The organism is Arenicella xantha (assembly GCF_003315245.1).
Classification (GTDB): Bacteria; Pseudomonadota; Gammaproteobacteria; order Arenicellales; family Arenicellaceae; genus Arenicella; species Arenicella xantha.
Genome location: NZ_QNRT01000006.1, coordinates 78,662 through 94,296, shown reverse-complemented (window position 1 = coordinate 94,296; position 15,635 = coordinate 78,662). Strand labels below are relative to the sequence as shown.

Genomic DNA, 15,635 nt, shown 5'->3' with positions numbered 1-15,635 from the left:
TCAACTCGTTTTTGTGAGTCGATTAAAAAATTTGAGCTCAATATCTCGAACTATAAATCCGCTATCATCTATCAACTTTACTGATTTTGAGACTCGTTGATTCTGAAAAATGACCTTGCCTCGCTCAGTAGGGACCAACTCATATGAGCTACCGTGGCGTTCAATCGTTGCCGCAATTGACGGCGCGAACCATCCCGTAATTTTAATATCAGCTTGATTTGATTTGCCAATGATGATGCGCGGCTTTTTAATAATCAGCTTTCGCAGCTTCCCCGATGGGCCTTTGTACGTGAGAAAGCACTCCTTGGTTTTATTTCGCAATTCATCAAGTTGCTTTTCATCGGTGACATTAAAAAACTTGGTTTTATCTGACTCAAGATCTGCGGTGGGCTCATCTATGTCTCCCTTGGTTCCTGCGAGCACAGGCTTCGCCATAAACTTGATGACGAAATTATGAATCTGTATCTCATCCCAATACTTGAGCTTCGCCTTTTCAACTTTCTCATTATTTAGGAAAACGCCATTACTGCTACCAAGGTCAACAATGAAGTACTCACCGTTTTGATGCTCGATCGCGGCATGCTGCCTAGAGATTCCCTCATCGGCGAGCACAATTACATTATCGTCAGTGCGACCAATTGTCGCGCCGTTTTCACCTAGCTCAAATTGCTTTCTCAAATCATTGCCACAATAAATTCTAACGTAACTCATAAAGATCGCACCCACTTGTCGCAGAGCTAACGATGATAGTCAGCCTTGGTTGAAGTAAAAATTTATTAATCATTTTATCTGTCCCATAATTTAGTTAGTTTAAGGTGACGGTCGGCAACCCCATTGCCACTATTGACAAGTCCCTGACAAACCGAATCTGCACCATCTAAATATATAGATAGAATTGGCAGAACCCGTTTCTATGCATTTAGTACTTAGTGTCGTAATTGACACGAAAGGTTCAATTGGGTAAAAAAATAATCGAGTTTAAACGTAGAGATTAAGGCGTGTGGATTTGCCCAAGCGTTTGAATAGGAGGCGATTAAGGGCGTTGGACTCATACGAAAAAAGGTGCGGGGGAGATTAAAAAAACAATAACCGCTCCGGCACCTTCATCGTAAATTTTTGGTGCTTTGTACACCATACTTTATCTATTAAAGCCCAAAAATCACCGATTTGCCGCTCTTAAGAGGCACCACAAAGAAGCTTGTGTCGTCTACGTCATCCAAGCCTTCGATAAACTCAAACGCGCCTACGTCGCAAGCACCATCGCTGATATCGCGCTTTTTGCCGCGTTGATCAGTCACAGTGCAAGTTCCAACTGAGCTGTTGCGTGCGATGCTGTTTTCAGCCAGAGCATGAGTGAATGTGGGGCCGCCATTAGCAGTTAAGGCCAAAATACGTGGGTTGCCAGAACGGCTTGCTCCGCATGAGCCGTCTTCAATGACGCTGACTGTATCTACGCTGGTTGCTCCGTCAGCACAGTCTTGGCCACGGGAGTTGGCAATGATGCTATTGGTGAGAGAAATATTCGAACTTGTTGATTCTGTATGAAGGCCACCGCTTTGAGCATTAGCTCCTAATGCTTGGTTGCCATTAATGGTTGATGAAATAATCTCAACGCCGTCGATATATTTAGCGCTAATGCCGCCGCCTTGAGCGTTGTAACTACCATAAAACTGAAATTCAAACGTGAACGGTTTCACCACGTTACGTGAAATTGTCGAGTTAACAATTTGAACATTTTCTGACTTCGTAGTTGTATTAAAACGTGCACCTAAATATATGCCGCCGCCACGACTGGCTTGATTTTTTGATATGGTGCTGCTGTCAATTAACAAATCGCTTGAGGATAAAAAAGCAATACCGCCGCCTCGAAAGCCGGCAGTATTGCTCGATACAACGGTGTTTTGGAGGGTTAGAAAACTTACACTAGTGGCCCTAATACCGCCTCCATCGGGGATGCCCGCGGAATCGGGCGTATCTGGTTCGCTAACGTGATTGCCAATAATCTGTGAATCAACAATAACGGTGTTGTCTGAAGACTGTATAGCAATGCCTCCGCCCTTCGTTGACTCATTGTCGCTAATCACAACTGACTCTAGACGAATGTTATCACTATCTAGAATTCGTATTCCGCCGCCGCCAAAAGCCGAGAAATCCTTGTTATTACGCACATTGCTTGTTATGACGGTATTACTTAATAGAACGTCATCACTATCACGAACATGGATGAATTGAAATGGACAGCCACACTAAAGAAAAGTCGACTCCCCATCCACTCGTCTAATTTCGCAATATTTTTGAGCTTAGTTTGGGATTTTATGAAATAACCAAGGGCTGCAACGGCCAACCTCAATCGAACGTTCAAGCAGGGTTAGGTTTGGCAGATTGTAGGCGAGGTCGGACCTCACGCCTGCGTGATAATTTTGACAGTTTCTCGGTGAGTTAACCTAGCAGCGCTCGGTGTGCGCGGGTTGGAGGTTTGCGCTGATAGCCGTTGTCTTCGCACACACGTTTTACGATATGTTCACTGCCAACCCAGCATTGGAAGCGGCTTTCGAACTCGGTGGTCAAGATTTTCCAAACATCGGCGTTAAGACTTAATCGCGAAAGGATTGGCGGTAATTCTTGATTGATATGGCCACGCTTGTCAGCTCGAATGATTCTGCCAGACCAATCGACTAGCTCTAGATAGTCATTTAGTTGAAATGGTATACCAATCTCACCTTCTTGAATGCCAACGAATTGCTCCAAGCCAGTCGACTGAGTTTTGCGCTTTTTGATCAACGTTAGGCGGTTGTGAATGGATGTGTAGTGTGAGGTTTCGGGCGTTTTGGCCATGTGCGCCCGAATCGGATTCAAGTCTACATACGCCATGCAAGAGAGCAGGGCACGTTCATCTAACAAGGCTTGGCTCTTGAATCTGCCTTCCCAGAATCGCCCCGTGCAGCGGTCTTCTTTGTTGGCTTGCCTTGCAATGGATTCGTTAACGATGCGCATAAACCAGGATATATCGGTCAGGCGTTGGCGCCAACACTTGATGTCTCGGCGTAATACTGTCCATTCACTTTCTGTTAACGGCTCCCGATTAAGTAGCCGCTGGGAGAACCGTGTACCGTTAAATAGCTTGCTCCAGCGTTGCACGACTTCGGTCTCTGACCAGGCCTTGGCAATGTCTGAGCGCACGTGCAGCACCACGTGGTAGTGATTACTCATCACCGCATAGGAACAGAGTTTGATGGCGAAAATATCCGCTGTGTTGAGTAGTTTGTATTCAAGCCAGTCACGCCGGTGCGCATAGCTCTTGGCGGTATGCTGGTCAAAGCCACACAAATACGCACGCCGAACACAGCGCGAGACACAGTGGTAGTAGGGCGTATCGGCGAGCGATACCAATCGATTACGAGGGAGCGTCATCCTTGTCTCCAGTTTCAGTCCGTTTAGTTTATTAGAGTCTCATGGTGTGGCGTATAATTCAAGGGGTGAGTGGGTGTCCCGCATACGTTGGCAAAAAATTCATTGGTGAGTTTGAAAATCAGCTTAAAGCCGCATGGGCAGAAAAAGAAAAGCAGAACAGGGAAATGACCATAAAGTACGAAAAAGTACACCAGACCTAGAAACGAAGTAGAAAAGAGGGCGCTGACACACGACTCTCATTATCTGTAAATGTTGAAATTTGACCTGATAGCTGAAAAATCAAGGTTCGATAAAATCTGACAATGACTGTAATACAATTTGAAGACAAAGCCCATTGTCTATGCCATATCTATTTTGAGTTATTTAAAAATGTTAAAGTAGCTTCATCTGTTTATATGTAAACATAAGCCCTTTAGAGAGACCTACAGGGAAAGTTGAATAGTGATCTGTGCCATTAACAATTTCTTCCTGAATATTTAAACCTTGATAATCTCTCGAGAGGAGCTGCTGAACGAACTTAATCTGATCATCAACCATTTCATAATACATCCCATCCCCAATAGTTTCTAAAGAGCCAGTAGCGAAAAATAAATTTGCTTTTAACGACTTATTATTTAAGTGAAATTTATCCTCTAAATCAAAAATCCAATGTTTTTTAAACCAAAGAGAAGGGCTCGTTAATATGTAGCTCGAAAACAGTTCTGGCTTTGTGAGTAACACCCAAGCACCAAACGAACCTCCTAGTGAATGTCCTGATAGGATTCTTTGGTTTGGGTTCGTCCGATAATTTTCTTCTATATAAGTAATAACTTCTTTCTCAAAAAAATTTAAGTAATTGGGTGCTCCTCCTGTTTTATATTTTGTCCAACTCTCGTCAACAACAGGCGTAAGATCTCGTACTCGGCTATATTGACCGTTTTCTCCGTGCGCGAAAGATACTCCCACTACTATTACCTTATCCATCTGTGAGAAATGAGTCACACCAGAAGCAACTTTGAACGTATGTGGGCCATCGTTTAAATATAACACTGGGTATCTTTTATACTTATTCTCTTCTTTTGCGTAGTCGATAGGTACTTTAATGAATAAGTCATATTTTCTATCTAGCACTTTTGAGTCAATCGTTATTATCTGACTATTCGCTATTTGAAAACTAAGATTTTCGCTCGCAATGGCATTGCTGCAACCTAGAAAAAGAATAAAAATTAATGCTAAGTTTTTAATTAAAGACAATTTCATATATTTATTTTTTATATAGTTTTATAAATCTAAGGTTGGAATTTCTGGGCCGTACACCCAACGTTCAAAAAATTCTGTTAAATCAATTTGAGAAACTTCTTCGAAGGATGATTTTAGGTTTTGGGTGGTCGCTGATTGTCCTTGATAGCTAAGGCTATATTGCTTTAAGCTTTGCCAAAACAATTTGTCACCTAACTTCTCTCTTAGCATATAAAACACTAGTGCTCCTTTGCTATATGCCATAGTGTGGTTGATTTCTGATTCTCTTATCACCATTTTGAAGGCAACTGGGGCAACTCTGTTTTCCTTTACCGCTCGCTGGACACGTTCAATCGCTACTTTCATTTCATTCTTGTCGGCTTCTTCTCCAAACAAATGCTGCTTGTATGCGTCGACCATAAAAACAACCAAACCTTCATTTAACCAAAAATGAGAAAAATTTGAGCTAGTAATACTATTGCCCCACCATTCATGAGCAAGTTCATGCGCAATAAACCAATTTTCATTTTTATCAGTTTGCAACGCATGAACAAACATCTCTCCAACTAAGCTAAAGCCAGACGCTTCCTGCGCCATAGAGCCATCCACAACAACATAGGTATAGCCTTGTTTGAGAGTGAAACCTGCTTTACTTTCAAAAAATAGCAGCATATCGCTAACATCTTTAAATGCCTTTTCTATTAATTCGGCGCTTAAACCTGATCGTACTTCTTGCCTATAGAGCATCGATATATTAACGCTATCCGTGTCTATCGATTGTTTCTCGAAATTCCCTACGGCAAAATCAAATGTATATAGAGGTATCGGTGTATTCTGTTGCCAACGAGACACTAACAGAGTGTTACCCACTTTTTTTCTAGAAACCAAGGTTCCATTACCAACGGCAGATGTAGTTACATCATGCTTAATAGATAAGTCAAAGGTAGCCTTATCTGATAAGTCATTGTGCGAAATTAACCACTTATTAGTGTGAAAGACGGTAAACAAATGATCATCATAAAATTTCATGCCCTGAGTAGGTGAAGCACTGTAATCCATTTTTACCGAATGGGTTTTGATGGTTTTTAAAGACGCAGGTAGTTTTACTCTAAGCAAATCATTTTCAACTGAGAAGCTGAGCTTTTTTCCGTCAAAATAAACGGACTTAATCCTTTTAAACTCGGATGAAAAGCTTAAGTAGTTTACATTTTGCACCTGCGGCGTAAACGTGATTTCAACAACGCCGTCTATTGATTTATTAATGAAATTGGGAGTGATCTCTGCTTGGTAGTGAACAAAATCGATATTCGATTTATCTACGATATCTTTCGAGAGAGCTGTTGTGGCGCAGCTCAAACAAACAAAGTAAATCGCATATTTAGTAAAAAAACCCATGAATCCTCACAATTAAAATGCGACATATGTCGCAGAATTGTTTTTAAACATACATGATGTTAAGGTGCGACACAAGTCACACTACTAAGATATTTACATGACACCAAATTCAACCGAGCTAGAGATACTAAAGCTTCTTTGGAAAAAGCAGCCGCAAACAGCTAAAGAAATCCATCAACACTTGGAGTCAAAGCATTGGTGGTCTTACTCGTCTACCCGCAAAACCTTGGAAAGAATGGGGAATAAGGGAATCTTAGAAATTGGCACACTGGGCAACAAAAAAACATATAAAGCACTGCTTGAAAAAATACCGACGCTAGCGTCCTATATGCAGGAGTTCGCAACTAATATTCTAGAATTAGATACACCTCTACCAGTTACTATGTTTGCTGACAGTCGTTTAATCGACAACGAAGAAATAGATGAATTAGAGCAGCTGCTAAATCAACTGTCTGAGCAGAAAGAAGAAAACTAATGGACTCTTCAGTTGTTCAATTCATAGTAGAGAGCTTTTTCCCTTGGCTTATTTTTTCTGGCATTGCCTATGCCTGTTTGTCCTATATAACCAAGCACGATAACACCTCCCCCAGTATTTGGTATTCTGCGCTAGTAGCTGGCTTTTTACCCTTTATTTCTTTTTCATCTGACTCTATGAATATATTAGTCAATGATTTGAGTTATATAAATTCAAATCTGGAAAAAGCACAAATAGTAAAGCAAGCCAGTATCACTCACGCAAGTTTGAAAAAAATTGATTTATTGGCGACAGCACTCATCATCGGCTATTTTTGTTTTACTTTCTTGAAACTAGTTCAATTGTTGACCATTTGGCAAAAACTAAAAAAGCTATCTAATTCTTCTGAGCCAATTAATGAGCTGTCTAATGCTAAAACTAAGGTTGCAATTTCCTCTTTAAATCATAGCCCTTTTGTATTTGGCACAGCGAGGCCTCACATAGTATTGCCTCAATATTTTTCGTTGCTAGAAAAAGATCAACAAAATATTTTGATTCAACATGAGCTAATGCATATTTCAAAAAAAGATCATATCGCAGTTCTTTTCTGGAGAATTTTGAGTACCGTTTTATGGGTAAACCCATTTGTTAAAAAAATGGAGTGGCAGTTTATTCGAGCAATGGAACACAGATGCGACAGGCTGACGATACGTGACTTCAATATTAATAAACATGATTATGCCAAAGCATTACTACAATCTTTAAAAAGAAGCGTTCAACTTAATAACGATAATCTAGTGGCTCAATTTAATTCAGGTGTTCTTGACGCTGATGACTGTAAAACTAGGCTTACCAACATTATATGCTCAACGAATAAAAGCTCCTTTACTTTGGCCTTAAAATTTTCTTTGATGATACTCGCTCTTTTTAGCCTGCATATGATGTTAAAAGAGCCAGTGATAACAGATAAGCTAAATTGGCGACAACCCCTAAATGACCATACGATAAGCTCAACATTTCGTAGTGTAGACATGATAAGGCAGTACAAACCGCATCAAGGTGTTGATTATGTTTCGGGAAACGGTAGCTTTGTGCTGTCTGCTGCTGATGGTCTGATAATTATTGCAGGTAACAAGACCTTACATCCTAACTATGGGAACACCGTATTAATTCAGCACAAAGGTGGTTATCAAACTTTGTATTCACATTTAGAATCTGTCGACGTAAAAGTGGGTTCTTGGGTTAGCGCTGGACAAGCTATTGGAATAATTGGCGAGACAGGCAAAGCGACCGGCGTTCATCTTCACTTTGAGGTGATTAAGGACAACCAAAGAGTTGATCCTAAATTAGTGTTCAATACAAATAGTTTACGTTGATATTTCCCAAGGGTATTGGAAAATAAGGAGGCCGAAATTAATGTGGTGATGCGATTTTCTGAATGTCTCTTAAGGGCTGTTTGACCCATTCATATTGACATGATTGAATGGGTCTTAAATACAAGAAGTGATCAGTCATTGACTTTTCAAACAGGCAAACTCTTTGTGGCCATTCGAGGTTACTTAAAAGACAGACTCAACCCCAAACTTTTCATGAGGATCAATATGTGTGGAGCGTCACAGTCAAACTATGCCATTTAATCGAGGAGCTCCTACTTGAAATAGCCTAAGCAAAGTTCTTGCGTATTCCTATTGATCTCAACCTTATTTTGCTTCCTTAATTGAATCTACAAGGTAATGCACTTTCCAAATGCCGCCACTTTGCCGTTGGCGTGATCTATTAGCGCGAACCTCTCAGATATGACACTTTCATAGTCATGGGGTTAATGGCGATGACAAGGTCTAAGTCGCTGTATCTATCCATCGAGTCGGTTGCAAAAGAGCCAACAGCGCCGATGCCTCCTATGCGAAAATCTTGAGAGAACGCACTAACAATCTTGGCGATGTAAATCGGTTTGGGGGGGCAGGCTATCAACGAAACGTTGAGCGACTATTTTTTTACGCAGGTAAGGTATCCGATAGAACTCTGGCAAAATTATTACCAATTATTTTATCAATCACCGCAGGGGCTACGCCGCGTGCGTTAAGTTCTTCAGAAATTACGGCCATCTTGTGAGGGCCGTTGATTCCAACAACGTAAGGAGGAGGTCCTTCACCTGGAGCGGCTACGCCAGTTTCTTTACGTTGACGGTTTATTTCGTTCCATTGAGCCATGCTTTGTGGCCCAGTATCAAAACCCAAGACAGGAGTATCGCTACCAATCCCAACATGATCTTCGCCACATATTTTGAGAGCATGTTTTATGTGTGCCATGAATGCTTCTAGCGATTGTTGTTCTAGGTCAGCAGTCAAATAACTCATTTCATAAATCCCAACAATGCCGCCGGAATCTGCGGTTGCTCTTAACGTCTTGTTTGACTTATTTCTCTGATGAGGATTGATTTCGTAGCAACCTGTATGAGTCATAGAGACTGGCTTAGAACTGGTTTTTAGCGCTTCATCAGCGGTCAATTCATGGGCGTGACTGAGGTCTAGGAGTACCTCATTTTCTTCCATTTGTTTAATCACAGCGTATCCAAGTTTGGACAACCCAAGTGGCCCGTCTGTAGACATGACACCAGCACCGAATGGCGACGTGTGATTATAACCAAGCTGCATTATGCGAACTCCACGATTAGCGAATTCTTCTACTCTTTCGACACGCTCGCCTAGCATTGTCGCTGCTTCGAACGAATAAATTATACCTGTACGGCGAGTATCGTAGGCTCGTTGTAGATCGCTTGCTGAATTGATGTGCATCAATGTGTCAGGATTGGAGGCATAAATTTCGGGTAAAGAATCAAGCACTTCATGTACTTCCTCGTAACTACCTCGGCTTCCGCCCAATGAAAGTTTAAATGCAGTTAATCCTGTTTTCTCTAGCTGCGCTTTTGTTTCGTCATCGAAAGGCTCACCAAACTCTGGACCGATTACCATATTGCCATTAATAACGAATTGCCGCATTTTGCTAATAGCTGGAGTATCTGCGAAAGATCTAACACTGGACAAACCTAGCGGAAGCATCAAAGATGATGAAATAAAAGCACGTCGTGATATTGTCATTTTTAATCCTAGTAAGCGGATGCCGCATGAATCAAACTGATTATACTTCTGATAGAGCTTACAACAGCTACAAGCCCTTCAATATTGGTAATTACACAGCATTAATATTAGGTAGAATCAAAAACACGTTGACTGGAAATATAACGGGGCAGGTCTTTGGTCTATGCCGGTCTCGGTCCTAAACCAAAGACCTGATAATGCCTATTTGATACACATTTGGCGCAACGCTTACCTATTCTTGCAAAAGGACTATCCCTGCCACGCTTGGTGCTTTATGCACAACAATTGGGGTTGGGGCCACGGTGGTATTCTCTGCACCGGTGGCTCGCAAACTCTACTTGAGCCAGTGGTACGGTTCAGTTTGAAATCACTCTAACTCTGTTACCAGCTACTTGTGAGTTCAGTAAATAGTGATTTAGTTGTTGGGCGCACGAGCCCCAAGCCCCTTGTTTGGTAACTAACAATAATGGCTCGCAATCAAGGTCGGTTCGAATAAAGCGAGTACATAGAGCTCCTATCTGGTTTGCTGGCGTTTTACTCGTTCTTGAGCGGTCAAATCATTGCGTAATCAGCGGCGAAAATAGGAAAGGCTTTGGTTTTTCCAGCGGGTTTTCCTTAACGAACGCTCAGACTAAAGTACGATTGCCACAACTGAAAGGTAGCCGTAGTATTACACGCATTGAAAATATTAGACAATTGGCTGCAACGCGCAAGCGTAACTAGCCATGAATCTACTACACAGCCGAAATTACCATGCCGCCATTAAACTGCATTAATAAAACCGCATTAGCTATGGCGATTGGCCATGCATTGAGCACGCCATTGCAGGCCGCCACCATTGAGGTCACATCAAACGCTGATGACGGCACCAACTGCACTTTGCGTGAGGCAATTAATACCGTCAACAGTGGCTCTGATCAAACCAACGGTTGCAATATTGATGTTACTAACGACGCCTTAGGCAGCAACGACATTATTCAATTTGCCCCCAACGTGGCCGGGCAAACCATTACGCTGGCGGGTAGCGAATTAACGGTTACCAGTAGCGTGAGCATTAACCCCAATGGCGCTAACACCACGATTGACGCCAACCAAGCCTCACGGGTGATGAGCGTTACTAGCGGCACCGTGCAACTCGATCATTTGGTGATTAGCGGTGGTAGGGCAGCTCGAGGCGGCGGCTTGAACGCTGGAGATACGGCCAGCGTCAGTATCAGCAATAGCACGCTGTCGGGTAATTCGGCTGATTCTGATGGCGGCGGGTTGTACGCCACAGCCTCGGCAAGCGTCAGTATCATCAATAGCACGCTGTCGGGTAATTCGGCTCGTTCTGGCGGCGGCTTGGATGCCCGACACTCGTCAAGCGTCAGTATCAGCAATAGCACGCTGTCGGGTAATTCGGCTCGTTCTGGCGGCGGCTTGGATGCCCGACACTCGTCAAGCGTCAGTATCAGCAATAGCACGCTGTCGGGTAATTCGGCTGGTTCTGGCGGCGGCTTGCATGCCCGAATCTCGTCAAGCGTCAGTATCAGCAATAGCACGCTGTCGGGTAATTCGGCGGATTTTTTTGGCGGCGGGTTGTACGCTGAAGACACGGCAAGCGTCAGTATCATCAATAGCACGCTGTCGGGTAATTCGGCTCGTTCTGGCGGCGGGTTGTACGCCCGAGACACGGCCAGCGTCAGTATCAGCAATAGCACGCTGTCGGGTAATTCGGCTGATACTGGCGGGGGCTTGGATGCCCGACACTCGTCAAGCGTCAGTATCAGCAATAGCACGCTGTCGGGTAATTCAGCAATTGTGGGCGGCGGGTTGGTCGCAACAGGTACGTCAAGCGTCAGTATCAGCAACAGCATCATCGCTAATTCCGCAGGCGATGCGTGTGACGGTACAGGTATCGCGATTGCCACCGACAGTATCGTGGATGACACAAGCTGTAGTGGCGCGTCCTTTGCTAACCCACTGCTTGGCCCATTAGCCGACAATGGCGGCGCCACGTTAACCCATGCCTTGCTGAGCGGTAGCCCGGCAATTAATCAAGCCACCGGAGCGGGTGCCACCAACACAGATCAACGCGGTTTTGCGGCGGTCGGCACGCGCGACATTGGCGCGTTTGAATTTGGTGGTATTAACCCTGATAGACTTAGACTAACCGTCACCAGCACCGCAGACGACGACGGCGCTGGGTGTACCCTGCGAGAAGCAATCGCCACCACCAACGCGCTCAGTGACTTAGACAACGGGTGCTTTAATATTGGCGAACAAACCGATGATCATATTATTCAATTTGCGCCCAACGTGGCCGGGCAAACCATCACGCTGGCGGGCAGCGAATTAGCCATTACCAGTAGCGTGAGCATTAACCCCAATGGCGCTAACACCACGATTGACGCCAACAAAGCCTCACGGGTGATGAGCGTTACTAGCGGCACAGTGCAACTCGATCATTTGGTGATCAGCGGTGGTAACGCATCTAATGGCGGTGGCTTGTATGCTGGAGACTCGGCAAGCGTCAGTATCAGCAATAGCACGTTGTCGGGTAATGCCTCAAATAATGGCGGCGGATTGAACGCCGCAAGTACGTCAAGCGTCAGTATCAGCAATAGCACGCTGTCGGGTAATCTGGGTGGTTATGGCGGAGGATTGAAAGCCGCAAGTACGTCAAGCGTCAGTATCAGCAATAGCACGCTGTCGGCTAATTGGGCACCTTTACGCGGCGGCGGCTTGTACGCTGGAGACTCGGCAAGCGTCAGTATCATCAATAGCACGCTGTCGGGTAATTCCGCTACTAATTTCGGCGGCGGATTGAACGCCGCAAGTACGGCAAGCGTCAGTATCGGCAATAGCACGCTGTCGGGTAATTCGTCTGGTACGCATGGCGGGTTGATCAGTCTAGACAATGCAAGCGTCAATGTCAGCAATAGCATCATTGCTAATTCCGCAGGCCGCGATGAGTGTACCGGTTCAGGTATCGCGATTGCAACCGACAGCATCGTGGATGACTCAAGCTGTAGTGGCGCGACCGTTGTTGCTGACCCACTGCTTGGGCCATTAGCCGACAATGGCGGCGCCACGTTAACCCATGCTTTGCTGAGCGGTAGCCCAGCAATTAATCAAGCCACCGGAGCGGGTGCCACCAGTACCGACCAACGCGGTTTTGCGGCGGTTGGTGCGCGCGACGTTGGCGCGTTTGAATTTGGTGCTATGGATCCAAATGACAAACTAAACCTAACCGTCACCAGCACCGCCGACGACAACGGCGCTGGGTGTACCCTGCGAGAAGCAATCGCCACCACCAACGCGCGGGGTGATTTAGACAACGGGTGTTTTAATATTGGCTCACAACCTGATGATCACATTATTCAATTTGCCCCCAACGTGGCCGGGCAGACCATCACGCTGACGGGTGGCGAATTAGCCATTACTCGCAGCGTGAGCATTAACCCGAATGGTGCTAACACCGGTACTAGCACCGCCACTAACACCGCCACTAACACCGCCACTAACACCACGATTGACGCCAACAAAGCCTCACGGGTAATGAGCGTTACTAGCGGCACCGTGCAACTCGATCATTTGGTGATCAGCGGTGGTGATGCATCGGATGGCGGCGGATTGAAAGCCACAGGTACGGCAAGCGTCAGTATCAGCAATAGCACGCTGTCGGGTAATTCGGCATATTATGGCGGCGGGTTGTACGCCGCAAGTATGGCAAGCGTTAGCATCAGCAATAGCACGCTGTCGGGTAATTTTGCTTTTGGCAATGGCGGCGGATTGCACGCCCGAGGCACGGCAAGCTTCAGTATCAGTAATAGCACGGTGTCGCATAATAGGGCTCCTTTTGGTGGTGGATTGTTCGCTCAAAACACCGCTAGTCTTAGTGTCAGTAATAGCACGGTGTCGGGTAATTCGGCAGAGTTTGGTGGTGGCGGGGTGCATGCTCGAGACTCAGCAAGTGTCAGCGTTGGTAATAGCACATTGTCGGGTAATTCAGCTTATCCTGATACTGGTGGTGGGTTGTACACTCGAGAATACGCAAGTATAAGTGTCAGCAATAGCATCATCGCTAATTCCGCAGGTGGTGCGTGTGGCGGTACAGTTTCTATAGCGATTGCAACCGACAGCATCGTGGATGACTCAAGCTGTAGTGTCGCGACCGTTGCTGACCCGCTGCTCGGGCCATTAGCCGACAATGGCGGCGCCACGTTAACCCATGCTTTGATGAGTGGTAGCCCAGCGATCAACCCTGGCTCTAGCGTCAACCCCACCAGCACAGATCAACGCGGTTTTGCGGCGGTCGGCACGCGCGACGTTGGCGCATTTGAGGTTCAGTCGCTTAGCGTTTCAGTGTCACCAGACGTCATGCCCGAAAATGGCGGCGCGAGTACAGGCACCGTCACGCGCTCAGTGCTAATTGACCGACCACTTGAGGTTAATCTTGCCAGTAGCGACCTAAGCTCAGCCATGGTGCCCACGAGCGTGGTGATTCCGGCGGGTGAGGCATCTGCCACGTTTGCGATTTCTGCGGTTGACGATACTCTGGCCGACGGCAATAGCATCAGCAGCATATCGGTGAATGCCATTGGCTATGTGGTTGGTTCCGCGACCGTAACCGTCGTTGACAACGAAACGCCCAGTTTAGGGTTAACACTCAACAGCTCATCAATCAGCGAGAGCGGCATAACGGTGGCGACTGTTAGCCGCAATACTCCGACTAACACCGCGCTTAACGTCAGCTTAAGCAGCAATAACCCGACTCGACTAGTAATCCCCGCCACGGTTGAGATTCCGGTCGGCGCGGCGTTTGTTAATTTCAATATCACCGGCATCGATAACACCACACTCGATGCCGACCAACTGGTCACCATTGCCGCCAGCGGCTTAGGCAGCGTAACAGCTAACTTGTTGGTGACCGACGACGATGACGATGACGCCGATGGCATCGCTGATAATGCTGACAACTGCCCAAGCACGCCTAACCCGAATCAAGACGATTTTGAGGGCGACGGGATAGGCGACGCATGTGACAATGATATTGACGGTGATGGTATGCCAAATCAATACGAGCTCGACAATGGCTTAGACCCGCGTAATTCGTTTGACCGAGACGCCGACCCCGATGGTGATGGCTTTACTAATTTAGAAGAGTTCGAGTTTTCGACCGACCCGAATGTGCCAAACCCTGATGATGACAACGATGGCATTCCGGATGACGCACTAGTGGATACACCGCAACGCCGATTCCCACTCCCGGCTATCTTGCCGTTGTTATTAGACGAATAACAACGAGTAACAATAATAATGAAGATCTCAAACAAAGCACGCCCAGAACAAGTCATTCGTCGCCGCCGTCACCTTGTTGGTATCTCGGCCGCAGCGGTGCTATCACCATTGTGGAGCAAGCCACTGATCAACGCGGTGGTTTTACCGGCTCACGCACAAACCAGTATGTGTGTTACCGATATTACGGTTGGCGGCCCGTTGGCGGGTAACGCTTCTGGTGCAACAAGCTGTCAAGCGGCGTGCGACGCCGAAGCAAGTAGCCGCGGGGCGCTATTGTGCGACGTGCGCGAAACCGACACCGGCAACGGCATCGATTGTGCGTGTGACCTTGATTTGAGCTAGCCGCTGCCTTACCGATGCTGGTCAACAAAACTGATCATGCAAACCAACAGAATGTATCGCGTTGATGCATCGAGCCTTGCTCCGAAATAAGGTCATGTACTGATTCTCGAGTTATACGACCGACCTCCATTTAAAATTAAAGACCTGATAATCCTCTAGCCAGCCTCTTTGCAGCTAGCTTACGCTAACTGCTCATTTACTAGATGAGGAGACTGACCCTCCTTGCTTTGCTATCACGACGGAGCTTGGTCGTGAGGCAAAAGGCAAGCCCTCACACCTAAATACCTAAAAATATATGATTATGCTTCCAGGTACTGGAATTGGTGATATGGTGGCGTTCGATATTCAGCAGGCATTTTTCGCATATATCATTAATCAATCAGTCCGTCGGGTTGAATTTTGTCAGCAATGTATAAAACTTTAGTAAAAACCTT

10 protein-coding genes and 1 pseudogene are annotated in these 15,635 nt (G+C 45.7%); 4 read left to right on the top strand and 7 right to left on the bottom strand.

Translation table 11 applies throughout. From position 1 onward, the window contains the following. From DFR28_RS16975 to DFR28_RS16955, 5 genes are all read right to left on the bottom strand, one after another. Window positions 1-711: an FHA domain-containing protein gene (locus tag DFR28_RS16975; RefSeq protein WP_147251047.1), complete on the bottom strand. Its 711-nt coding sequence runs from the start codon at window positions 709-711 to the stop codon at window positions 1-3. A gap of 434 nt (window positions 712-1,145) precedes the next feature. Next, the gene (locus tag DFR28_RS16970; RefSeq protein ID WP_113955587.1) at window positions 1,146-2,225 is read right to left on the bottom strand and encodes a choice-of-anchor Q domain-containing protein; all 1,080 of its coding nucleotides are present in this window, start codon (window positions 2,223-2,225) and stop codon (window positions 1,146-1,148) included. A gap of 214 nt (window positions 2,226-2,439) precedes the next feature. Then, window positions 2,440-3,411, bottom strand: coding sequence for a transposase (locus DFR28_RS16965; RefSeq protein WP_113955586.1), 972 nt, complete (start codon window positions 3,409-3,411; stop codon window positions 2,440-2,442). 372 nt (window positions 3,412-3,783) lie between these two features. Beyond that, window positions 3,784-4,650, bottom strand: a complete 867-nt coding sequence (locus tag DFR28_RS16960) for an alpha/beta hydrolase (protein WP_113955585.1) — start codon at window positions 4,648-4,650, stop codon at window positions 3,784-3,786. Window positions 4,651-4,671: 21 nt separating this feature from the next. Next, window positions 4,672-6,024 (bottom strand): M1 family aminopeptidase, encoded by a 1,353-nt coding sequence (locus DFR28_RS16955; RefSeq protein WP_113955584.1) that lies wholly within the window; start codon window positions 6,022-6,024, stop codon window positions 4,672-4,674. Between the two features lie 97 nt (window positions 6,025-6,121). Here DFR28_RS16955 and DFR28_RS16950 point away from each other — a divergent pair, with 97 nt between their 5' ends. Both DFR28_RS16950 and DFR28_RS16945 read left to right on the top strand, forming a co-directional pair. Continuing rightward, entirely contained in the window at window positions 6,122-6,499 is a 378-nt protein-coding gene (locus tag DFR28_RS16950; protein WP_113955583.1) for a BlaI/MecI/CopY family transcriptional regulator, read from the top strand. After that, window positions 6,499-7,854 (top strand): M23/M56 family metallopeptidase, encoded by a 1,356-nt coding sequence (locus DFR28_RS16945; RefSeq protein ID WP_113955582.1) that lies wholly within the window; start codon window positions 6,499-6,501, stop codon window positions 7,852-7,854. The genes DFR28_RS16950 and DFR28_RS16945 overlap by 1 nt, the downstream gene beginning before the upstream one ends. Window positions 7,855-8,222: 368 nt before the next feature. On the opposite strand, the pseudogene DFR28_RS20110 reads toward DFR28_RS16945, so the two are convergent. After that, a pseudogene (locus tag DFR28_RS20110) lies at window positions 8,223-8,449 on the bottom strand (nucleotidyltransferase domain-containing protein); the annotation flags it as partial. A 23-nt stretch (window positions 8,450-8,472) separates the two neighbouring features. Beyond that, window positions 8,473-9,576 (bottom strand): dipeptidase, encoded by a 1,104-nt coding sequence (locus DFR28_RS16935; protein WP_113955581.1) that lies wholly within the window; start codon window positions 9,574-9,576, stop codon window positions 8,473-8,475. A 753-nt stretch (window positions 9,577-10,329) separates the two neighbouring features. On the opposite strand from DFR28_RS16935, the gene DFR28_RS16930 reads away from it, so the two are divergent. Both DFR28_RS16930 and DFR28_RS16925 read left to right on the top strand, forming a co-directional pair. Next, window positions 10,330-14,859, top strand: coding sequence for a choice-of-anchor Q domain-containing protein (locus DFR28_RS16930; protein ID WP_113955580.1), 4,530 nt, complete (start codon window positions 10,330-10,332; stop codon window positions 14,857-14,859). An 18-nt stretch (window positions 14,860-14,877) separates the two neighbouring features. Then, window positions 14,878-15,201, top strand: coding sequence for a hypothetical protein (locus tag DFR28_RS16925; protein WP_113955579.1), 324 nt, complete (start codon window positions 14,878-14,880; stop codon window positions 15,199-15,201). Window positions 15,202-15,635 lie beyond the last annotated feature (434 nt).